Below are 21,286 nucleotides of genomic sequence, written 5' to 3' on the forward strand. Positions count from 1 at the left end.
GCTATCCCTTTACGTACAAGGGCTCGCCCGGAGGCGTGCTCCCGGCCGGCAGCAGTGCCAGGTCGAGGCCGCGCACCAGGCGGGCCCTCAGCGTGTCGTCGGCGGCGAGACGGCCGGCGACCGCGCGGGCGGCCTCGGCCGGTGCCGCGGCCGGGTCGAGGACGAGGGCGAGGGTGCCGTCGAACTGTCCGGGGCCGAGGTGGGCGCGCAGCACGGCGGGCTCCGCCGCCACGGCCGTCCGCACGGCCTCCCGGACGGCCGGGTCGGCGAGCGGGTCGGTGCTGGTGCGGCCCTCGGCGAGGGCGAGCAGCGCGGGCCCGGTCAGCTCGAACGGCACCGGTCCGGCGAGGTCCAGCACGACGGTGTCGGCCTTCTCGTGCGCGGCGGCCTGGAGCGCCTGGTGCAGGGGTACGGCGACGGGGCGCGCCGCGGGGTCCCAGCGGGCGAGGGAGTCGGTGGAGGTGAAGGCGGGCAGCGCGGTGCGCCCGCCGGCCTTCAGGGTGGGTACGGCCATGTCGCTGGTCTTCTCGCGGCGCAGGCCGTTCTCGTCCTCCTCGACCTCGCCGAGCACGGCGACGACCGGGACGAGCAGGCGGGCGCCCTTCAGGGCCTCCAGGACGGGCCCGAGCGCGCTGCGGTCCTCGGCCCAGGCGGCGAGCGCGGCGCTCAGCCGCGGGTCGGCGGAGCCGTCGTCGTCGGAGAAGCCGGGGTCGGGAATGTTCTTGTTCGCCACGGTCACCGACCCTATCGGGGGGACGCCGCCGGGCCGGTGCGGGGCCGCTTTCACGGGAATCCCAGGATGCGCTGACCGTCGTCTCACCCCGGTCCGACGGGGCGCACAGTCCGCGCCCCGAGCATCGCCGCCATGGAGTCCCCCAAAGCCCGCCATGGCCGTCGTGCACGCCCGTCCCGGCGCCGTCCGCTGCCGCACACCGTGCTCGCGGTGGTGGCCGTCGTCGGGGTCACGGCCGCGGGCACGGCGTACGTGAAGGCGCGGGCGCACCCGGGGGCGGCGGCCGTATCGTCGGCGGCGACGGCCCCGGCGTCCTCCTCGGCCGGGGCGAGCGAGGAGGCATCGGTGACGAAGGCGGCGGTGGACCGGGACGCACGGCTGAGCGAGGCGATGGCGGCGGTGAGCGTGCCCTCGGGTGCCGAGGTCTCGGCGGCCGTGCTGGCGGTGGACTCCGGGGAGAGCGCCGGATACGGCGAGGCGGCCTTCGACACGGCGAGCATCGTCAAGGTCGACATCCTGGCCGCGCTGCTGCTCCAGGCGCAGGACGCGGGCCGACGGCTGACGGCGGCGGAGCGGGCGTACGCGGCGAAGATGATCGGGAACAGCGACAACGCGTCCGCGACGGAGCTGTGGCACTCGATCGGCCGGGCGGACGGCCTGGACGCGGCCAACCGGCGCTTCGGGCTGACGGGCACCTCCGGCGGTGACGGCGAACTGTGGGGACTGACCCAGACCACGGCGGCGGACCAACTCACCCTGCTCCAGCAGGTGTTCGGCGGTGACGGGCAGCTGAGCGCGGCCTCCCGGGCGTACGTCCAGGGCCTGATGGCGTCGGTCGAGGCCGACCAGCGGTGGGGGGTGTCAGCCGCCGACGACGACAACTCCTGTCCGCTGAAGAACGGTTGGCTGGCCCGCAGCACGACCGGCCTGTGGGACGTGAACAGCATCGGACGGGTGACGGTGGACGGCACCGGCTATCTGGTGGCGGTGCTGTCGAAGGGCACCGGGACCCGGGCGGAGGGCATCGCGCTGGTCGAGGCGGCGGCGCGGGCGGCGGTGTCGGCGTTCGCCGGCAAGTGATCTCGGCCTCAGAGTCAAGTGGCCTGGAATTCAGGGCACTTGACGTGTTCCCCCGACGCCCTCAGGCCGTCCGCCTGCGCCCCAGCCACAGGACCACGACGCCCGCCACCAGCAGCACCCCGCCGGTGCTGCCGGCCAGCGGTCCCGCCCAGTCGGCGGCCGAGGAGGTGGCCTTGGGGGCGTCCGGGCCGGCCCCGAAGTACTTCTTGCCGTAGGCCGTCACGCGCAGGCTCTCGGGCTGGATCCGGTCCGCCGCCTTCAGCGCGGCGGCCGGGTCGATCATGCCGAAGCCGCGGGAGTCGTCGCGGCCGCCGACCGGCGCGTCCTCGGCGGTGTCCTCCAGGAGCTTCTTGATCTGGGCCGGGGCCAGATCGGGGTGGGCGGCCTTGATCAGGGCCGCGGCGCCGGAGACGAACGCGGAGGCGGCCGAAGTGCCCCAGCCCTCGTAGTACTTGTGGTCGGGGTCGGCGATGACCACGTTCACGCCGGGGGCGCTGACCGCGGCGTACCAGCGGCGGGTGGAGAAGGCGGCGCGGGTGCCGTAGCGGTCGACGGCGGTCGCGACGATGACGCCGGGGTAGGCGGCCGGGTAGGAGATGTGGTCGCCCTTCTCGCCGCCGTTGCCCGCGGAGGCGACGACGACCACGCCCTTCTTCAGGGCGTACTGCACTGCCTCGTCCTCGCTCGGTTCGGGGTGCGCGGAGTTCGAGTCGTCGCCGAGGGAGAGGTTGATGACGTCGGCGCCGTGGTCGGCGGCCCAGCGGATGCCGTCGGCGAGGGCGTTGCCCCGGGTGGTGCGGGCCTTGGTGCGGGCGGGGTCGCCGTCCTCCAGGATCACCCGGACGGGCAGGATCTTCGCCTCGGGGGCGACGCCCATGACGCCGGCGGAATCGCCGGGTCCGTGTCCGTGCCCGGCGATGATGCCGGCCATGGCGGTGCCGTGCCGGGCCCAGGTGCGGTCGCCCTGCCTGGCGCCGAAGCCGATCATGTCCTGGCCGGGCAGGACGTTGCCGACGAGGTCGGGGTGGCCGGCCTCGACGCCGGTGTCCAGGACGGCGACGGTGACGCCCTTGCCCTTGGTGGTCTGCCAGGCCTCGTCCAGGTGCAGGGCGTCGAGGCCCCACTGCTGGGCGCGGATGCCGTCGGCGTGGGCCGCGCCGGCCGGCAGCACGGCGAGGGCGCCGGCGAGCAGCAGGCTCACGGCGGCCGCGGCGGGGGGCGCGGCGCGGCGGGCGCGTATCGGGCGCCGCGCGGAGGTTCCCGATCGACTCGTGCCGAGGGTCGAGCGCCTCATGAAGGGTTCTCCGTGGCCGTGCCGATGTGCTGGCGCAGGCGGCGTTCGATGCGGTCGGCCAGGCCCTGGGCCTCGTTGCCGAGACCGGCCTGGGCGGGTGCGGTGGTGGCGGTGGGGCTGACGGCGTCGGCGGCGGGCTGGGGCGCGTCGGCCGCACGGCCGTCGGCCCAGCCGGAGACGGCGTAGGCGACGACGGGGGCGTCGGTGAGGACGGAGACGGTCCAGGAGGCGCGCTGCTTGTCGCCGAAGCCGGCCGCGAGGGTGCCCGCGGCGGCGTACGGCCGGGGCAGCAGGTCGGTGCGCCGGTCCAGGTGCTCGGTGCGGAAGCGGGCGGCGAGCGCGGACATGGCGGCGGGGTCGGCGCCGGTGAAGAGCAGACCGACGGTGGTGACGTAGCTCTGTGTGGCGTCGGTGTAGGTGGCGCGCAGCAGCCGGCGGCAGCCGACCGGGGCGAGGACCTTCTGGAGCAGCGGGTCGAAGGCGTGGGCGCAGCCGCTGTCCGGGGCCACGGCGATCCTGGTCCAGGTGCGGTCGGCGCCGCCGGGTCCGGCCCCGGTGCCCTGGACGGTGGTCGGGAACAGCTGGTCGACGGGCACGTTGTGCCAGAGCGCGGCGGTGGTGGTGAAGTGGTCGGCGGCGGTGTCGCTCCCGCCGTCGCCGGTGAGCCAACTCCCGGCCGCGGCACCGCCGATGAGGCCGAGCCCGAGCACGAGACAGGTGGCGGCGACGGCCGTGCGCCGGCCCGCCCGCAGCCGGGACGGCTCGCTGAAGGCCTCGGGCCGCCCGAACGACACGACGGGGCGCGCGGCCGCGCCGGCGCTCCAGGACAGCGCCGGGTCAGGTACGGCGACGGGCGGGAGCGGACCGGCGGGGTGGGCGGGCTCCAGGGGGCTCCAGCCGCCCGTCGTACCGGAACCGGCCCCGGTACGGCGCGCACCGGCCGCTGCGGCGGACGCGGACGCCTGCGCGGGCGCGGAGGCGGCTCCGGCGCGCGGCGGCTTCGGGGAACCGGGGACCGGCGCGGGAATCGGCCGGAGCCGGGTCGTGGTCTCCACCGCCGTGGGTTCCGGGGCCTTGGGGTCCTTGGGGTCCGGAGCCGTCGGTCCCGGAGCCGTGGGTTCGGACGCGGGTACGGGGCGGAGCCGGGTCGTCGTCTCCGACGCGGTCTCGGCGGGGGCCGCCGGCCGACGGGACCCCTGGCCGGTCTGTCCGGGCCGCTGGCGCCCCGGGCGCGGCGGCGCGTCGGGGAACCGGGCCGAGGCGGGCGGTGGCGGCGGGCTCACGGGATCGGCGCCCTCGGGCACGACCGGCTTCGCCCCGGCGCCGGTGGTCTGCTCCTCGCGCGCGAAGTCACCGCCGGACGGCCGGCCGGCGCGCGGTGTGAAGACGGACGGCTCGTCGTGGGGGTCGTCGGCCGGAGCGCTGTCGGCCGGGCGGCCGGGTGCGGCCGACGGGCGCGCCGGGGTCTGCGGCCGGGCCGGGCCGGCGGGGCGGGGTGCGCCGGCGGAACCCGCCGGACGGGTCGTGGCCGCCGGACGCGGCGGAGCCGGGGCCCCTCCCGGCGTTCCCGCACCCGGCGGGCGCGGCGGGTTCGAGGGGATGGGCGGCGCGGCCGGACTCGCCGCGGAGGACGACCGCGGCGACGTGAACGCGCCCTGCGGGCTCAGCGCGGCGGAAGGCCGCGGCGGTGCGGAAGGTGCCGGCGCGCCGGGCAGTGCCTGCGAGGAAGCGGGAGCGGACAGACCCTGCGGAGAGGAGTGACCGGGCGGGGTCGACGGTCGTGGCGGCACCGGGGCGCGGCGCGCTTCCGTGCTCATGCACCCCCCGTTTCCTCGTGCCCGGGCCGTCGTCGCGTACGCGGGCCGTTCCACTCCTCGGCCGCACCCGGTGCGCACAGCTCCGTCCGGGCACGCATACCCGTACGGCTGGACCGGCATCCCGGTTCAGGTGAAACGGCCGGGCGTGTTCCGCCGTACGTGCGCGTCACTCTACGGGTTGTCCCTGAGAGAAGGAGAACCAGTACACGCGCCGGGGGCATCTGCCCGGAACGTCCCCCTACCCTGCGGTAATCCTGTCTGGCAGGCTTCCGTCATGACTGCGCTCGCCGCTGACCGGGCCCGTTACGACCGGGCCACCGCCCATCTCGACGCCCCCCTCGCGATCGTGGACCTGGACGCCTTCGACGCCAACGCGGAGGATCTGGTCCGCCGGGCCGCCGGGAAGCCGGTCCGGGTCGCCAGCAAGTCGGTTCGCTGCCGGGCCCTGCTCGAACGGGTCCTGGCCAGGGACGGCTTCCGGGGCATCATGTCGTTCACCCTGGCCGAGTCGCTGTGGCTCGCGCGCTCCGGGTTCGACGACATCCTGCTGGCGTATCCCTCCGCCGACCGGACCGGCTTCGCCGAACTCGCCGCCGATCCCAAGCTCGCCGGTGCCGTCACCGTGATGGTGGACGACGTCGCCCAGCTCGACCTCATCGACGCCGCCCGGGACGGGGGGCGTGAAGTGGTGCGGGTCTGCCTGGAGTTGGACACCTCGCTGAAGCTGCTGGGCGGCCGGGTGCGGATCGGCGCCCGGCGCTCTCCGCTGCGCTCCCCCGGCCAACTCGCCGACCTGGCCCGGTCGGTGGCCCGGCGGCCGGGGTTCCGGCTGGTGGGGATCATGGCGTACGAGGGTCACATCGCCGGGGTCGGCGACTCCCTGGCCGGACGGCCGCTGCGGTCCCGCGCCGTGCGGCTGATGCAGGCGGCGGCCCGCCGGGAACTGGCCGAGCGCCGGGCCGCGGTCGTACGCGCGGTACGGGCCGTCGTGCCCGGTCTGGAGTTCGTCAACGGCGGCGGCACGGGCAGTGTGCAGCACACTGCGGCCGAGGACGCCGTGACCGAGATAGCGGCCGGTTCGGGGCTGTACGTGCCGCGGCTCTTCGACAACTACACGTCGTTCACCGGCCGTCCGGCCGCCCTGTTCGCCCAGCCCGTCGTGCGGCGGCCGGGCGTCGGGGTCGTCACCGTGCTCGGCGGCGGCTACCCCGCCTCGGGCGCCGCGGGCCGCGACCGGCTGCCGGTGCCGTATCTGCCGGAGGGGCTGGTGTACGACCCGCAGGAGGGCCCCGGTGAGGTGCAGACCCCGCTGCTCGGCTCGCCCGCCGACGATCTGCTCATCGGCGACAAGGTGTGGTTCCGGCACGCCAAGGCGGGCGAGTTGTGCGAGCGGTTCGCGGCCCTGCAGCTGATCGAGGGGGACACGGTCACGGCGACCGTGCCCACCTACCGGGGCGAAGGGCACACCTTCCTCTGACGAGCGGTCACTACACCGGCGTGACGTACGCACCCGCGATGCCGCCGTCCACCAGGAAGTCGGTGGCGTTGACGAAGGAGGAGTCGTCGCTGGCCAGGAAGGCGACGGCGGCGGCGATCTCCTCGGCCTCGGCGAACCGGCCGAGCGGGATGTGGACGAGGCGGCGGGCCGCCCGCTCCGGGTCCTTCGCGAACAGCTCCTGCAGCAACGGGGTGTTGACCGGCCCGGGGCAGAGGGCGTTCACACGGATCCCCTCCCGCGCGAACTGCACGCCGAGCTCCCGGGACATGGCGAGGACGCCGCCCTTGGAGGCGGTGTACGAGATCTGCGACGTCGCCGCGCCCATCCTCGCCACGAAGGACGCGGTGTTGATGATGGAGCCCCTGCGCTGCTCGCGCATGTAGGGGATGGCGGCCTTGCAGCACAGGTAGACGGAGGTGAGGTTGACCTCCTGGACGCGCTTCCAGGCCTCCAGGCCGGTCTCCAGGATGGAGTCGTCGTCGGGCGGGGAGATGCCCGCGTTGTTGAAGGCGACGTCGACGCTGCCGTAGGTGTCGTACGCGGTCTTGAACAGCGCCTCGACCTGCTCGGGGTCGGTGACGTCGGTCTTCACGAAGAGTCCGCCCACCTCGTCGGCGACGGCCTTGCCGCGGACCTCGTCGACGTCCGCGCAGACGACGTGGGCGCCCTCGGAGGCGAGCCGGCGGGCGGTGGCGAGGCCGATGCCGCTGCCGGCTCCGGTGACGACGGCGGTACGGCCGACCAGGCGGCGGCAAACAGATTCTGCGGTCACTGTGCGGGGCCCTCCGTGCTGATGAAGACGTTCTTGGTCTCGGTGAATGCGGTCAGGGCGTCGGGGCCGAGTTCGCGGCCGAGGCCGGACTGCTTGTAGCCGCCGAACGGGGTCCAATAGCGGACGCTGGAGTGGGAGTTGACGGACAGGTTGCCCGCGCGGACGGCCTGGGACACGCGCAGGGCGCGGCCGAGGTCCCGGGTCCACAGGGAGCCGGACAGTCCGTAGGGGCTGTCGTTGGCGAGGCGGATCGCGTCGGCCTCGTCGGTGAAGGGCAGCAGGACGGCGACCGGGCCGAAGATCTCCTCGCGCGCGGCTTCGCTGTCGTGCCGTTCGCCGGTGAGGACGGTGGGCGGGAACCAGAAGCCGGGGCCGTCGGGGGCGCTGCCGCGCAGGGCGGGCGCGTCGTCGCGGACGTACGACCGTACGCGCTCCAGCTGCTGACGGGAGATCAGCGGGCCCATCTGGGTCTTCTCGTCGGCGGGGTCGCCCACGACCACGGCGGCCAGCGCGTCGGCGAGGAACTCCCGGGCCTCCTCCAGCACCGCCTCCTGGACGAGGATGCGGGTGCGGGCGCAGCAGTCCTGGCCGGAGTTGTCGAGGAAGGAGAACGGGTCGAGGGCGGTGGTGAGGTCGGCGTCGGCGAAGACGATGTTCGGGCTCTTGCCGCCGAGTTCGAGGGTGACCGGCTTGACGAGCCTCGCGCAGCGCTCCATGACCTCGCGGCCGGTGCGGCTGGAGCCGGTGAACACGATCTTGGCGACGTCCGGGTGGTCCACCAGGGCGCGTCCGGCGGTGTGGCCGTGGCCGGGCAGTACCTGGAAGACGTGCTCGGGCAGGCCCGCCTCCAGGGCCAGTTCGGCCAGTCGCAGAGCCGTCAGCGGAGTGGTCTCGGCGGGTTTGAGGACGACCGCGTTGCCGGCGGCGAGCGCGGGGAAGGAGCCCCAGGCGGCGATCGGCATCGGGAAGTTCCAGGGGGCGATGACGCCGATGACGCCGAGCGGCTCCTGGAAGGTGACGTTCCAGCCGCCGGGGACCGGGATCTGCTTGCCGAGGAGGCGTTCGGCGCCGCCGGCCGCGTACAGCAGCAGGTCACGGGCGTTGCCGGCCTCCCAGCGGGCGTTGCCGACCGTGTGGCCGGCCTCGCGGACCTCCAGCCGGGCCAGTTCCTCGGTGTGGGCGTCGACCACGTCCGCGAAGCGGCGCAGCAGCCGGGCCCGGTCGGCGGGGGCGAGGGCGGCCCACCGGGTCTGGGCGCGTACGGCCCGTACGACGGCGGCGGCCACGTCCTGTTCGCTCGCGGCGGCGACGGTGGCGACGACCTCTTCCGTGGCGGGGTTGAGGACCTTCAACTCGTCCGCATCAGACACGAATTGCCCTTTCACAGTCTGGTTCACAGGCGTTCGAAGGAGCGGCGCAGCTCCCAGTCGGTGACCGCGGCGTCGAAGGCCGCCAGCTCGACGCGCGCCATGTTGCGGTAGTGGGCCACGACCTCGTCGCCGAAGGCGGCCTTGGCGATCGGGCTGTTCTCCCACAGCTCGGCGGCCTCGCGCAGGGTGGTCGGGACGTGCTCGAAGTCCGCGGTGTAGGCGTTGCCGGGGCAGGGCTCGGGCAGTTCCAGCTTCTGCTCGATGCCGTACAGGCCGGCCGCGACGAGTCCGGCGACGGCGAGGTAGGGGTTGACGTCCCCGCCGGGCAGACGGTTCTCGAAGCGCAGCGAGCGGCCGTGCCCGACCACACGCAGCGCGCAGGTGCGGTTGTCGTGGCCCCAGGCGACGGCGGTGGGGGCGAAGGAGCCCGGCTGGAACCGCTTGTAGGAGTTGATGTTCGGGGCGTACAGGAGCGAGAACTCGCGCAGGGCGGCGAGCTGTCCGGCGAGGAAGTGCCGCATGACGTCGGACATGCCGTCGCCGTCGGCCATGGCGTTGTTCCCGTCGGCGTCGGCGAGCGAGAGGTGGATGTGGCAGGAGTTGCCCTCGCGCTCGTTGTACTTGGCCATGAAGGTGAGCGAGACGCCCTCCTGGGCGGCGATCTCCTTGGCGCCCGTCTTGTACAGGGCGTGCTGGTCGCAGGTGACGAGGGCCTCGTCGTAGCGGAAGGCGATCTCGTGCTGGCCGGGGTTGCACTCGCCCTTGGCGGACTCGACGGTGAGGCCCGCGCCCGCCATGTCGTTGCGCAGCCGGCGCAGCAGGGGTTCGACGCGGCCGGTGCCGAGGATGGAGTAGTCGACGTTGTACTGGTTGACCGGGGTGAGCCCCTGGTAGCCCGCGTCCCAGGCCGCCTCGTAGCTGTCCTTGAAGACGATGAACTCCAGCTCGGTGCCGACCTGTGCGGTGTAGCCGAGGTCGGCGAGCCGGTCCAGCTGGCGGCGCAGGATCTGGCGGGGCGCGGCGACGACCGGGGAGGCGTCGTTCCAGGCGAGGTCGGCGACGAGCAGGGCGGTGCCGGGGTGCCAGGGGATGCGGCGCAGGGTGGTGGGGTCGGGGCGCATGGCGAAGTCGCCGTAGCCGCGCTCCCAGGAGGACATCGCATAGCCGTCGACGGTGTTCATCTCGGTGTCGACGGCGAGGAGGTAGTTGCAGCCCTCGGTGCCGTGGTGCAGGACCTCGTCGAGGAAGAAGCGGGCGGCGAACCGCTTGCCCTGGAGCCGCCCTTGCATGTCGGGGAAGGCCAGGACGACAGTGTCGATCTCACCGCTCGCGACGAGGGCGTGCAGTTCCTCGACACTGAGCGGGGGTGTGCGGTCTGCCACGGGAGAGCCTCCTTCGGCGCCTTCGCGTTCGAGAGCGGCGCCTTCGCGCTTTTTCGGCCGGGCCAAGAGCCATAAGGTATTGCTCAGAACCATTGCTTGGGAAGGGGGTACGGCCGGATGTCCTGGGAGAGTGACGCGCAGGGGGTGGGAGACCGGCTCGCTCCGGTACTGCGGCCGGTGCGGGCGGGCAACGGCTTCGAGGAGGCGCTGGAGCAGATCCTCCAGGTCGTGCGGCTCGGCCTGGTGCCGGGCGGGGAGCGGCTGCCGGCCGAGCGGGAGCTGGCGGAGCGGCTCGGGATCAGCCGGGTGACGCTGCGCGAGGTGCTGAAGGTGCTCCAGGACCAGGGACTGGTGGAGGCGCGGCGCGGCCGGTACGGCGGAACGTTCGTGCTGCCCCGTTCGGACGCCGGCGGCGAGGACGAGCTGCGGCGGCGGATCACCGAGGTCGACATCGAGGACGTGCTGCGCTTCCGCGAGGTGCTGGAGGTGGGCGCGGCCGGCCTGTGCGCGGCGCACGGGCTGGCACAGGAGCAGGCGGACCGGCTGCGCGAGGCACTGGCCCGCACGCACGACGCCCCGCTCGCCGACTACCGGCGCCTGGACACGCTGCTGCACCTGACGCTGGCCGAACTGTGCGGCTCCCCCTCCCTGACGGCGCAGTACGCGGCGGTGCGGGCCACGGTCAACGACCTGCTCGACTGCATCCCGCTGCTGGTGCGCAACCTGGAGCACTCCCAGCGGCAGCACACCGCGCTGGTGGAGGCGGTGCTGGACGGGGACGCGGACGGGGCGCGGGAGATGATGCGCGAGCACTGCGCCGGGACGGCCGCGCTGCTGCGGGGCTTCCTGGCGTAACGACAGCTGCTGTAAAGGTGTGTCAGTGAACCTTTAGCGTCCGGGGAGGGCGATATGGCGACCGTACGACCGCTGATCGGGATCAGCACGTATCTGGAGTCCGGGGCACGCTGGGGCGTGTGGGAGCTGGACGCGGTGCTGCTGGCGGCCGGTTATCCGCGGCTGGTGCAGCGGGCCGGCGGACTGGCCTGCATGCTGCCGCCGGACGCGCCCGCGCGCGCGGCGGAGGCGGTGGCCCGGGTGGACGGGCTGGTCGTCGCCGGCGGCCCGGACGTGGACCCCGCCCGCTACGGCGCGGAGCGCTCGCCGCGCACGGGGCCGCCCGCGCCGGAGCGGGACGCCTGGGAGCTGGCGCTGATCGACGCGGCGCTGGCGGCGGGCGTGCCGCTGCTCGGGATCTGCCGGGGCATGCAGCTGCTGAACGTCGCCCTCGGCGGCACGCTCGTCCAGCATCTCGACGGGCACACGGAGGCGGTCGGCGTCTTCGGCCGCCATCCGGTCAAGCCGGTACCGGGCACGCGCTACGCCGGCATCGTCCCGGAGGAGACCGCCGTACCGACCTACCACCACCAGGCCGTCGACCGGCTCGGCCGGGGCCTGGTCGCCTCGGCGTACGCGACGGACGGCACGGTCGAGGCACTGGAACTGCCGTCGGCCGACGGGTGGGTGCTCGGGGTGCAGTGGCACCCGGAGATGGACGAGGACCCGCGGGTGATGCGGGCCCTCGTCACAGCGGCAGCCGCCGCCTGAGCCAGGCCGACGCCGCGTCCCCCTGGGCGCGCTGGAAGGCGCGCAGGGTGGGCAGGCCGGGCGGGGACGGGTTCAGGGAGCTGCGCAGGAAGAAGCCCGTGAGAGCGGCGAGTGCGGCGGTCACGGCGTCCGGGTCGGCGGCCCGGCCCAGCGGATGCGCGGTGAACAGTTCCTCGGGATCCGGGCCGCCCTGCGCCCGCACGCACGGCAGCATGACGAGCAGGTCGAACCAGGGCGCGGCGCGCATCGCGTGCGGCCAGTCCACGAAGGCCACTTTCCCGTCGGCCGTGAGCAGCACGTTGTCCGCGCGCAGGTCGGCATGGACCAGGGTGTCCCCCGATACGCCCTCGGGCCAGCGGGCCTCCAGCGCGGCGAGCTCGGGCAGGTGGCCGGCGGTCCACGCGCCGAGCCGGTCGCGCACGTCGCCGACACCGCCGGCCTCGCCGTCGAGGAGCCGGCGCCAGCCGCTGAAGGCCTCGGCCAGGTCCTCGGCGACGGGCGGGACGTCGAGCGGGCACGGGGTGCCGGTGCGGGCGAGCACGGTCACGGCGTCGAGCACCCGGCGCAGCTCGTCCGGCCGCCAGGGCACGTGCGGCTGGCGTCCCTCCACCTCCTCGAAGACCAGCGCCACCCAGGTGCCGTCGTCGTACGTCCCGAGCAGCCGGGGTGCGGGCACGGCGGCCGGGAGCGCGGCGGCGACCCGGGCCTCCCGGCGGTGCAGGCCGGGGCTGTGCGGGTTGGCCTCGGCGCTCACCGCCTTGACGAAGCCCGTGCCGCCCGCGGCGGTGCGCACGCGCGCGGCGACGCCGGGCGAGAAGCCGCCGTTCTGCGTCTCGGCGCGCACGACCGGTGCGCCGAGCGTCTCGCCGACGGCGCGCCGGACCGAGGCCGGGAGCTCTTCCCAGGGGGTGCGGACGCCGGTGGCGGGCGGGGCGGTGAGGGTCATGCGGGACATGCTGCCGGGCGGGCGGAGCGGCCGGCCAAGGGTTTTCTCCGCCGCGCGGTTTCCCGCACCCCTTCGGGGCGCCGCCCCTCACCCCCGCGTCAGCGACAGCAACTCCCGTGCGGGGCCCGTCGGTCGGTGGCCCGTCGGCCAGACCGCCCGCAGATCCCGCTGCAACGAGACTCCCTCCACCGGAATGCTGACCAGTCGCCGCATCGCCAGCTCCTCCCCCACCACCAGCTCGCTGAGGACCGAGGGGCCCGCTCCGCTGACCGCCGACGCCTTGACCGCCGTGGTGGAGGACAGCTCGATCAGGGGGCGGGCGAGGCCGCCGAGTGCCGCGTCGAGGACCTGCCGGGTGCCGGAGCCCCGCTCGCGCAGGATCAGCGGGGTCCCGGCCAGCTCCCGTGCCGTGAGCGGGCGCCGGCGGCGGGCCCAGGGGTGGCCGGGGGCCGTGACGACGATCAGCCGGTCGCGGGCGATGACCGTCGCGTCCAGGCCGCTCGGCACCGTCAGCCCCTCCACGAAGCCGAGGTCCGCTTCGCCGGACAGCAGCAGTTCCGCCACCTTCGTGGAGTTGCCCGCGAGCAACGAGACGGCCGTGTCGGGGCGTTCGGCGTGCAGGGCGAGGAGCCAGCCGGGCAGCAGGTACTCGGCGATGGTCATGCTCGCCGCGACCCTGAGGCGCGAGTCCCGTCGGTCCCGCAGCGCCCGCGCGCCCGCGTCGAAGGCGGCCGCCGCCTCCACCACCCGGCGGGCCCAGTCCGTCACGAGGGCCCCGGCGTCGGTGAGCCGGGAGCCGCGCGGCGAGCGGTCGACCAGGGCCACCCCCAACTGCCGTTCCATGGAGCGGATCCGGCTGCTGGCGGCGGGCTGGGTGATGCCGACCTCGCGTGCCGCCGCGCCGAGACTGCCCAGCCGGGCCACCGCCAGCAGCAGTTCCAGCGCGGCCAGGTCCGGCACCCGGTGCGCCAGGGACGCCGTGCGCTCGTGCCGCCCCTCCGCCTCAGCCATAAGACACCTCGCTCATAAGACCAGCTTATGCCCTCATAGGGAGGAACTCCCTGGTCAGGGGCGGATCCCGGCGGGACGGTGGGGTCATGGTCATCGCAGCCCATCCCTCGTCCGCCCCCTCCGCCCTGCCCGCCGCCCGTCTGCGGCACCTCGGGCCGAACTGGTACGCCGCCGTCATGGGCACCGCCATAGTCGGCTCGGCCGGCGTCGCGCTGCCCGGCCACGGGGCGGTGCGCAGCGGTGTGCTCGCGGGAGTCTGGGCGCTGTCCCTGCTCGCTCTGACGGCCCTGCTGGCGGCCCGCGCCCTGCACTGGACCCGCCACCGCGACCAGGCCCGGGCGCATCTGCTCGACCCCGGCATGGCGCCCTTCTACGGCTGCCTGGCCATGGGGCTGCTGGCGGTCGGCGGCGGTGCCATGACCGCCGGACAGCCGCTGATCGGCACGCGGACGGCCGTGGCGCTGGACACCGTGCTGTTCACGGCCGGTACGGCGGTCGGGCTCGTGGCCGCCGTGGCCGTGCCGTACCTGATGGCCGTACGCCATCGCGTCGAGCCCGCGCAGGCGACCCCGGTGTGGCTGCTGCCGCTGGTCGCGCCGATGGTGTCGGCCGCGCTCGGCCCGCTGCTCGTGCCGCACCTGCCGCCGGGGCAGCCCCGGGAGACCCTGCTGCTGGCCTGCTTCGCGATGTTCGGGCTGAGCCTGTTCGCGACGCTGGTGATGCTGCCGCTCGTCTTCGCCCGGGTGATCGGCCCGGACCCGCTGCCGCTCGCGCTGACCCCGACCCTGTTCCTGGTCCTGGGCCCGCTCGGGCAGTCCACGACCGCGGTCGGCAAGATCGCGGACGCGGCTCCCGGCGTCGTACCGGCCCCCTACGACCGCGGTCTCGACGTCCTCTCCGTGCTCTACGGCGTGCCCGTGATGGGCTTCGCGCTGCTGTGGCTGGCGCTCTCGGTCGCGCATGTGGTGCGGGCCCGGCGCCGGGGCATGGGGTTCGCGATGACCTGGTGGGCGTTCACCTTCCCGGTGGGCACGTGTGTCACCGGCGCCGCGGTGCTCGACCGGCACACGGGCCTCGCGTTCTACGACGCCCTGGCCGTGTGCCTGTACGCCGTCCTGGTCACCGCCTGGCTGGCCGCCGTCGCCGGGACCGTACGCGGCCTGCTCAGCGGTGAGTTGCTCGCAGCGCCTCGCCCAGCACCCGTGGCGCTTCGGCCAGCGACGGGCCGTACCACGTCAGGTGCCGTCCGCTGACCAGGGCGCAGGGCAGGCCGGGGAAGGCCTCAGGGCCGTCGTCGGCGGTGAAGCGGTAGGGCTCGTCGGGCAGCACCACCAGGTCCGGGGCCGCCGCGCACAACTCCGCCAGGGGGACGCGGGGATAGCGGTCCGGGTGACCGGCGTGGACGTGGTCCACGCCGAGCCGGGCCAGGACGTCGCCCGCGAAGGTGTCCCGGCCGAGGACCATCCAGGGCCGGCGCCAGACCGGTACGACGGCGGTCCTGCGCCGGGCCGGCTCCGGCAGCGCGCTCCAGGCCGATTCCGCCTCCGCGAGCCAGCGCGGGCGCGTGGGCGCACCGCACGCGGCGAGCACCCGGGCCAGCTCCGCGAAGGCCTGCGGCACCGCGCGCACCTCGGTGACCAGCACGTCCAGGCCGGCCGCGCGCAGGGCGTCGAGGTCGGGGGCGCGGTTCTCCTCCTCGTTGGCGATCACCAGGTCGGGGGCGAGGGCGAGGATCCGGTCGAGGCGGGGGTTCTTCGTACCGCCGATCCGGGTGACGTCCAGGCCAGCCGGCCGGACGCACCAGTCGGTGGCGCCGACGAGGACGCCGGGCAGGGTCGCGGCGACCGCTTCGGTGAGGGACGGGACGAGGGAGACGACCCTCGTCAACGGGGCCGGTCCTGCATGGCCTCGATGTGTTCCGCCACCGCCACCACGATCACCCGGGTGTCCGGCACCGTAGCCCGCCAGCGGTGCCGTACCCCACCGGTCAGGTAGAGGGTGTCGCCGCGGCCGAGTCGGTACGCGCGGCCCTCGGCCTCGATCTCCACCGCGCCGTCGGCGACGTACATCAGCTCGTCGTTGCGGTGCTGGAACTCGCGGCCCGCCTCGTGGTCGCCGGTGATCTCGGAGGCGTGCAGCTGGTGGTGGCCACGGACCAGGGCGCGGGTGCGGGGCTCGAAGTCGCCCTCGGCGGCCGGCTCGGCGCGCACGACGTCCACGCTGGCGGCGGGGTCGGCGGCGGCGAGGAGTTCGACGGCGGTGGTGCGCAGGGCGTCGGCCAGCTTCTCCAGGGAGGTGCGGCTCGGGCGGGCCCGGTCGTTCTCGACCTGACTGAGGAAGGGCACGGACAGGCCGCTGCGCTCGGCCACGGCGGCGAGGGTCAGTTCCAGCGAGCGGCGGCGTCGCCGGACGGCCGCGCCCACTCGCACGGGCTGTTGCTCTTTGTGGTCGCCCATCGCTCCGGCTCCCTCCCTCGCTCGTCGTGCCGCGGACAGTTCTGATGACTTCTCTGCACCCTACGCATGTTCGGCAAACCGTTTCACGCGCCTGCCACATCCCTGTCCGGTCCGCACACCCCCACCCTTACGGTTCACGCCAGTTTGTCGGGTTCTCCCGGCCGGTCGCGGAGGTGCCCCGGCCCGTGGTGAATATGCCGACGAGCTGGGTCGGGAGCGCCGGCCCGGGCCCAGGGACGTCACGTTCCGTGATTGGCCGGATCCTTCCCGTACGCGCGTGCCCTCGCGCATGCGCGAGGGGCGGGGCCCGCCGGACGCTCGACACAGCGTGCGGCGGGCCCCGCCCCTCGGGTGGGCGGTCCGGACCGGTCAGGTCACCCGGCCGCCCGGCTCCCGGCCCCCTGCCCGGCGACCGGGGCCCACCTGTCGACCAGGCCGGGGTGGGCGCGCAGCCAGGAGCGCACGGCGTCCTGCTCCTTGCCCTTGCCGGCCTGCTGGACCTGCGACTCCAGGCTCGTGAGCTGCTTCTCGGTCATCGAGAAGTTCTTCAGCCACTTCCCCACCTCGGGGTTGTCCCGGGTGAAGCCCTTGCGGGTCAGGGTGTGCACGCCGTCGCCCTTGCCCCAGGCGCCCTGCGGGTCCTTCAGCTTCTTCAGGTCGTAGTCGCTGTAGGCCCAGTGCGGGGACCACAGGGTGATGACGACCGGCTGCTTCCTGGCGTAGGCGCGCTTCAGCTCGGCGAGCATGGCCGGGGTGGAGCCGTCGATCACCTGGTAGGTGCCGTCGAGGCCGTACGCCTTGAGGACCTTGCTCTTGAGCAGGCTCATCTCGCCCGCGCTGGGCTCGATGCCGACGATCTTCCCGCCGAACTCGGCGGCGTGGGCCTTCAGGTCCGCCAGCGAGTTCACGTCCTTCACGTACGAGGGGACGGTCAGCTCCAGGGAGGTGGGGCCGAACCAGGAGCCGAGGTCGTCGAGCTGCTTGCCGTACTTCTTCCAGTACTCGGCGTGCGTGGTGGGCAGCCAGGAGTCGGTCTCGAAGTCGAGCTGGCCGGTGGCGAGGCCGGTGTAGAGGGGGCCGGCGGCGTACTGGGTGGTGGTGACCTTGAAGCCGCGTTCCTCCAGGATCTCCTTCCAGAGGAAGGTGGAGGCGACGCCCTCGTCCCAGGGGATGTAGCCGATCGTGATCTGCTTGCCCTTGCCGACGTTCGTGCCGGAGGCCTCCGCGGAGGAGCCGGAGGAGGAGCCGAAGATCCCGAGGCCGCCCGCGACGAGGGCGAGGACGACCACACCGGCGACGGCGACGACCGGGCGCGGGCGGTACGACCACGCGCGCGTGGGGGCCTTGGCGAGGGCCCTGCGGCCCTGCGGGGAGAGCTGGGTGCCGAGGGCGCCGGTGATCCGGTCGAGGTAGATGGCGAGGACGACGATGCCGACGCCCGCCTCGAAGCCGTAGCCGATGTCGAGCTGGCCGATGGCCTCGTTGACGGCGCCGCCGAGGCCGCCGGTGCCGACCATGCCGGCGATGACGACCATGGACAGGCCCAGCATGATCACCTGGTTGACGCCGGCCATGATGGTCGGCAGGGCGAGCGGCAGCTGGACGCGGAACAGGATGTCGCGCGGGGTGGTGCCGAACGCCTCGGCGGCCTCGACCAGGTCGGCGTCGACCTGGCGGATGCCCAGCTCGGTCATGCGGACGCCGGGCGCGAGCGCGAAGATCAGGGTGGCGACGACACCGGCGGCGGTGCCGAGGCCGAAGAAGAGCATGGCCGGGATCAGCAGGACCATCGACGGCATCGTCTGGAGCAGGTCCAGGACGGGCCGCAGGGCCGCACCGACCGCCGTGGAGCGGGCGGCCCAGATGCCCAGCGGGACGGAGATCACGAGCGCGAGCACGGTCGCCACGAGGACCAGGGCGAGCGTCGACATGGCCTGGTCCCACAGCTGGAGCGAGTCGACCAGCGCGAATCCGGCGAAGGCGAGGACGCCGGCGACGAGGCCGCGCAGCCACCAGGCGAGGACGGCGAGGATGCCGGCCATGAGCAGCGGCTGGGGCGCGCCGAGGACCGCGTCGATGCCGTTGTACATGCCCTCCATGACGGCCTTGACGGCGTCGAAGAGCCAGGAGAGGTGGTCGACCAGCCAGTTGACGCCGGAGTCGACCCAGTCGCCGAGGTGGATCCTAGGCACGGCTGATCACCTGCTTCCCGTCCCTGTCGCCTTCGTCGCCGCCTTCGTTCTCGCAGGGTGTCGGCTCGGCGTCCTCGTCGCCGAGGAAGCCGACGAGGCGCCGGCGGGGCACGACGCCGACCAGGGTGCGGCGGTCCGTGCCGAGGACGGCGACCGCGTGGGGCACGCGCGCGCTGAGGGCGCACAGCTCGGTGAAGGGCGTGTCGGTCGTCGCGGTCTCGCAGGCGCAGTCGGCCTCGTCGCCGCGCAGGTCGGTGTCCATGACGGCGGCGGCGGTCAGCACGCGGGAGCGGTCGACGTCCTGGATGAAGGAGGCGACGTAGTCGTTCGCGGGGCGCAGCAGGATGTCCTCGGCGGTGCCGGTCTGCACGATCCGGCCGTCGCGCATCACGGCGATGCGGTCGCCGAGGCGCATCGCCTCGTTGAGGTCGTGCGTGATGAAGACGATGGTCTTCTTCAGGGTCTTCTGCAGTTCGAGGAGCTGGTCCTGCATGTCGCGGCGGATCAGCGGGTCCAGGGCGCTGAAGGACTCGTCCATGAGCAGCAGGTCGGCGTCGGTGGCGAGGGCGCGGGCGAGGCCGACGCGCTGCTGCATTCCGCCGGACAGCTCGTCCGGCCAGGACTTCTCCCAGCCGGCCAGGCCGCACAGGGCGAGCGCCTCGTCGGCGCGGCGCTCGCGCTCGGCGCGGGGCACGCCCTGCACTTCCAGGCCGTAGGCGGCGTTGTCGCGGACGCTGCGGTGCGGGAAGAGCGCGAAGTGCTGGAAGACCATGCTGATCTTCCTGGAGCGGACCTCGCGCAGGGCGCGGTCGGTGAGCGCGGTCAGGTCCTGGCCGTCGTAGCGCACGGTGCCCGCGGTCGGCTCCAGCAGCCCGTTGAGCATGCGCAGCAGGGTGGACTTGCCGGAGCCCGACAGACCCATGACGACGAAGATCTCGCCCTCGCCGACGCTGAACGACGCGTCGATCACGGCGGCAGTGGTGCCGTCGCCGCGCAGTTCCTCACGGTCGGCGCCCTGCCGCAGGCGCTCCACCGCCTCGTCCGGTCGTCTGCCGAACACCTTGAACAGATGCTCCGCCTCAAGCCTGGCTGACACGCGTACCTCTCGGATCGGGGACAGAACAGAAGCCGCGCCTCCCCGGTAAGGAGATGGTCAAACTTTTAAGTGGGCCACCTCACATGATCGCGATCCTCGGTGGTGTGCGGCTCGGCGTGGCTGTCAGTGGTGTGCGGCATGATGCGAAGCGTGACCGGACGACTCATGCTCCTCGACACCGCATCGCTCTACTTCCGCGCCTACTTCGGCGTCCCGGACTCCGTGAAGGCCCCCGACGGCACGCCGGTGAACGCCGTGCGCGGACTGCTCGACTTCATCGACCGGCTGGTCAAGGACCACCGGCCGGATCAGCTCGTGGCCTGCATGGACGCCGACTGGCGCCCGCAGTGGCGGGTGGACCTGATCCCGACGTACAAGGCGCACCGGGTCGCCGAGGAGCACGAGGCGGGCCCGGACACCGAGGAGGTGCCGGACACCCTGGCCCCGCAGGTGCCGGTCATCGAGGACGTCCTGGACGCGATCGGGATCGCCCGGGTCGGCGTCGCGGAGTACGAGGCGGACGACGTCATCGGCACGTTCACCGCGCGCGCCGCGGGCCCGGTGGACATCGTCACCGGCGACCGCGATCTGTACCAGCTGGTGGACGACGCCCGCGGGATCCGGGTGCTGTACCCGCTGAAGGGGGTCGGCACGCTCCAGCTGACCGACGAGTCGGTGCTGCGCGAGAAGTACGGCGTCGACGGGCGGGGGTACGCGGATCTGGCCCTGCTGCGCGGTGACCCGAGCGACGGTCTGCCCGGCGTGGCCGGCATCGGCGAGAAGACAGCGGCCAAGCTGCTCGACGAGTTCGGCGACCTGGACGCGATCATGGCGGCGCTGGACGACCCGCGGGCGAAGCTCACGCCGTCGCAGCGCAAGCGGCTCGACGAGGCCCGGCCGTACGTCGCGGTCGCGCCGAAGGTGGTGCGGGTGGCCGCCGACGTGCCGCTGCCCGAGGTCGACCCGGCGCTGCCGCACGCCCCGCGCGACCCGCAGGCGCTGGAGCGGCTGGCCGAGCGGTGGGGGCTCGGCGGCTCCCTCCAGCGGCTGCTGACGACGCTGGCCCGGTGACCTTGACCGAAATTTTCTGGCAAAGGGCGCTCATCGCACTCCCGAACGAGCGGTGTGACCACAGGGCGAGGTGCTAACTTAGGTAAACCTAACCAATTCGCAGGAGGTCCGTGATGGCAGAGCGCCCGGGACGTAAGCCGCGCAAGCCCCGCACCGCCCAGGTGGTGCGCACCGAACGGCTGACCCCGCACATGCAGCGTGTGGTGCTCGGCGGCGAGGGCCTCGCCGACTTCGCGGCGGACACCTGCACCGACCACTACGTGAAGCTGCTGTTCGGCCCCGCGGGCGTGACCTACCCGGAGCCGTTCGACCTGGAGCGGATCCGCGAGGAGTTCCCCCGGGAGCAGTGGCCGGTGACCCGGACCTACACCGTGCGGGCCTTCGACCCCGAACTGCGGGAGCTGACGCTGGACTTCGTCGTCCACGGCGACGAGGGACTGGCCGGCCCCTGGGCGGCTCGCGTGCGGCCCGGCGAGACGGTGCGCTTCATGGGTCCCGGCGGCGCCTACGCCCCCGACCCGGAGGCCGACTGGCATCTGCTCGCCGGTGACGAGAGCGCACTGCCCGCAATCGCCCGGACCCTGGAGTCGCTGCCCGCCGGTTCCCGCGCGCATGTCTTCGTGGAGGTCTCCGGCCCCGAGGAGGAACAGAAGATCGACTCCGACGCGGCGGTCGTCTGGGTGCACCGCGGGGGCCGCCCGGTCGGCGAGGCCCTGGTCGCGGCCGTACGGGGCCTGGACTTCCCGGAGGGCCGGCTGCACGCGTTCGTGCACGGCGAGGCGGGCTTCGTGAAGGAGCTGCGCCGGCTGCTGCGGGTCGAGAAGCAGATCCCGCGCGAGGACCTGTCGATCTCCGGCTACTGGCGCCTCGGCCACAACGAGGACGGCTGGCAGGCCTCCAAGCGCGACTGGAACGCCCGCATCGAGGCCGAGCAGGAGGGCGGCGCGGCGGCGGCCGCGTAGT

Annotated in this window: 19 protein-coding genes; 7 read left to right on the top strand and 12 right to left on the bottom strand. The window is 73.9% G+C overall.

Translation table 11 applies throughout. From position 1 onward, the window contains the following. Position 1 precedes the first annotated feature (1 nt). Positions 2-733 (bottom strand): SseB family protein, encoded by a 732-nt coding sequence (locus tag AC4OXY_RS14345; protein ID WP_491994013.1) that lies wholly within the window; start codon positions 731-733, stop codon positions 2-4. A gap of 132 nt (positions 734-865) precedes the next feature. Here AC4OXY_RS14345 and AC4OXY_RS14350 point away from each other — a divergent pair, with 132 nt between their 5' ends. Beyond that, the gene (locus tag AC4OXY_RS14350; RefSeq protein ID WP_362819237.1) at positions 866-1,813 is read left to right on the top strand and encodes a serine hydrolase; all 948 of its coding nucleotides are present in this window, start codon (positions 866-868) and stop codon (positions 1,811-1,813) included. A gap of 61 nt (positions 1,814-1,874) precedes the next feature. Here AC4OXY_RS14350 and mycP read toward each other — a convergent pair whose 3' ends face one another. Then, positions 1,875-3,107 (bottom strand): type VII secretion-associated serine protease mycosin, encoded by a 1,233-nt coding sequence (gene mycP / locus AC4OXY_RS14355; RefSeq protein WP_491994014.1) that lies wholly within the window; start codon positions 3,105-3,107, stop codon positions 1,875-1,877. Next, positions 3,104-4,924, bottom strand: a complete 1,821-nt coding sequence (locus AC4OXY_RS14360; protein ID WP_491994015.1) for a hypothetical protein — start codon at positions 4,922-4,924, stop codon at positions 3,104-3,106. Before AC4OXY_RS14360 ends, mycP begins: the two co-directional genes overlap by 4 nt. 274 nt (positions 4,925-5,198) lie before the next feature. On the opposite strand from AC4OXY_RS14360, the gene AC4OXY_RS14365 reads away from it, so the two are divergent. Further along, positions 5,199-6,401: an amino acid deaminase/aldolase gene (locus tag AC4OXY_RS14365; RefSeq protein WP_362819239.1), complete on the top strand. Its 1,203-nt coding sequence runs from the start codon at positions 5,199-5,201 to the stop codon at positions 6,399-6,401. Positions 6,402-6,411: 10 nt separating this feature from the next. Here the strand turns inward: AC4OXY_RS14365 and AC4OXY_RS14370 are convergent, their stop codons facing one another. Genes AC4OXY_RS14370 through AC4OXY_RS14380 form a run of 3 tightly spaced genes read right to left on the bottom strand, consistent with a single transcriptional unit; the run spans position 6,412 to position 9,946 of the window. Beyond that, complete coding sequence (locus AC4OXY_RS14370) at positions 6,412-7,194, bottom strand: 3-oxoacyl-ACP reductase (protein WP_356022194.1); 783 nt, start codon at positions 7,192-7,194, stop codon at positions 6,412-6,414. Next, positions 7,191-8,564 carry an aldehyde dehydrogenase family protein gene (locus AC4OXY_RS14375; protein WP_362819240.1) on the bottom strand — a complete coding sequence of 458 codons (1,374 nt, stop codon included), beginning with the start codon at positions 8,562-8,564 and terminating at the stop codon, positions 7,191-7,193. The genes AC4OXY_RS14370 and AC4OXY_RS14375 overlap by 4 nt, the downstream gene beginning before the upstream one ends. Before the next feature lie 23 nt (positions 8,565-8,587). Further along, on the bottom strand, positions 8,588-9,946 hold the full coding sequence (locus tag AC4OXY_RS14380) for a glutamine synthetase family protein (RefSeq protein WP_491994016.1): 1,359 nt from the start codon (positions 9,944-9,946) through the stop codon (positions 8,588-8,590). Positions 9,947-10,063: 117 nt separating this feature from the next. Here AC4OXY_RS14380 and AC4OXY_RS14385 point away from each other — a divergent pair, with 117 nt between their 5' ends. Together AC4OXY_RS14385 and AC4OXY_RS14390 are read left to right on the top strand one after the other, a co-directional pair. Then, complete coding sequence (locus tag AC4OXY_RS14385; RefSeq protein WP_356022201.1) at positions 10,064-10,801, top strand: FadR/GntR family transcriptional regulator; 738 nt, start codon at positions 10,064-10,066, stop codon at positions 10,799-10,801. 54 nt (positions 10,802-10,855) lie between these two features. Beyond that, positions 10,856-11,551 (top strand): gamma-glutamyl-gamma-aminobutyrate hydrolase family protein, encoded by a 696-nt coding sequence (locus AC4OXY_RS14390; protein ID WP_356022204.1) that lies wholly within the window; start codon positions 10,856-10,858, stop codon positions 11,549-11,551. Here AC4OXY_RS14390 and AC4OXY_RS14395 read toward each other — a convergent pair. Together AC4OXY_RS14395 and AC4OXY_RS14400 are read right to left on the bottom strand one after the other, a co-directional pair. Further along, positions 11,529-12,497, bottom strand: a complete 969-nt coding sequence (locus AC4OXY_RS14395; RefSeq protein ID WP_491994017.1) for an aminoglycoside phosphotransferase family protein — start codon at positions 12,495-12,497, stop codon at positions 11,529-11,531. The two genes, AC4OXY_RS14390 and AC4OXY_RS14395, sit on opposite strands and share 23 nt — an antisense overlap. Before the next feature lie 87 nt (positions 12,498-12,584). Next, the gene (locus AC4OXY_RS14400) at positions 12,585-13,508 is read right to left on the bottom strand and encodes a LysR family transcriptional regulator (RefSeq protein WP_356022208.1); all 924 of its coding nucleotides are present in this window, start codon (positions 13,506-13,508) and stop codon (positions 12,585-12,587) included. An 86-nt stretch (positions 13,509-13,594) separates the two neighbouring features. Between AC4OXY_RS14400 and AC4OXY_RS14405 the strand changes: the two genes are divergently transcribed. Then, positions 13,595-14,761: a TDT family transporter gene (locus AC4OXY_RS14405; protein ID WP_356022297.1), complete on the top strand. Its 1,167-nt coding sequence runs from the start codon at positions 13,595-13,597 to the stop codon at positions 14,759-14,761. On the opposite strand, the gene AC4OXY_RS14410 is transcribed toward AC4OXY_RS14405, so the two are convergent. The 4 genes from AC4OXY_RS14410 to AC4OXY_RS14425 form a co-directional block, all read right to left on the bottom strand. Continuing rightward, entirely contained in the window at positions 14,673-15,395 is a 723-nt protein-coding gene (locus AC4OXY_RS14410; protein WP_491994018.1) for a helical backbone metal receptor, read from the bottom strand. The two genes, AC4OXY_RS14405 and AC4OXY_RS14410, sit on opposite strands and share 89 nt — an antisense overlap. Further along, positions 15,392-15,964 (bottom strand): helix-turn-helix domain-containing protein, encoded by a 573-nt coding sequence (locus AC4OXY_RS14415; protein ID WP_356022302.1) that lies wholly within the window; start codon positions 15,962-15,964, stop codon positions 15,392-15,394. Before AC4OXY_RS14415 ends, AC4OXY_RS14410 begins: the two co-directional genes overlap by 4 nt. A gap of 374 nt (positions 15,965-16,338) precedes the next feature. After that, positions 16,339-18,156: an ABC transporter permease/substrate binding protein gene (locus AC4OXY_RS14420; protein ID WP_491994019.1), complete on the bottom strand. Its 1,818-nt coding sequence runs from the start codon at positions 18,154-18,156 to the stop codon at positions 16,339-16,341. After that, positions 18,149-19,252 carry a quaternary amine ABC transporter ATP-binding protein gene (locus AC4OXY_RS14425; protein ID WP_356022306.1) on the bottom strand — a complete coding sequence of 368 codons (1,104 nt, stop codon included), beginning with the start codon at positions 19,250-19,252 and terminating at the stop codon, positions 18,149-18,151. Before AC4OXY_RS14425 ends, AC4OXY_RS14420 begins: the two co-directional genes overlap by 8 nt. A 141-nt stretch (positions 19,253-19,393) precedes the next feature. On the opposite strand from AC4OXY_RS14425, the gene AC4OXY_RS14430 reads away from it, so the two are divergent. Together AC4OXY_RS14430 and AC4OXY_RS14435 are read left to right on the top strand one after the other, a co-directional pair. After that, positions 19,394-20,323, top strand: a complete 930-nt coding sequence (locus AC4OXY_RS14430; protein WP_491994602.1) for a 5'-3' exonuclease — start codon at positions 19,394-19,396, stop codon at positions 20,321-20,323. A gap of 113 nt (positions 20,324-20,436) precedes the next feature. Further along, complete coding sequence (locus tag AC4OXY_RS14435) at positions 20,437-21,285, top strand: siderophore-interacting protein (protein WP_491994020.1); 849 nt, start codon at positions 20,437-20,439, stop codon at positions 21,283-21,285. Position 21,286: the final 1 nt, after the last annotated feature.

Source organism: Streptomyces sp. HUAS MG56 (assembly GCF_058673395.1).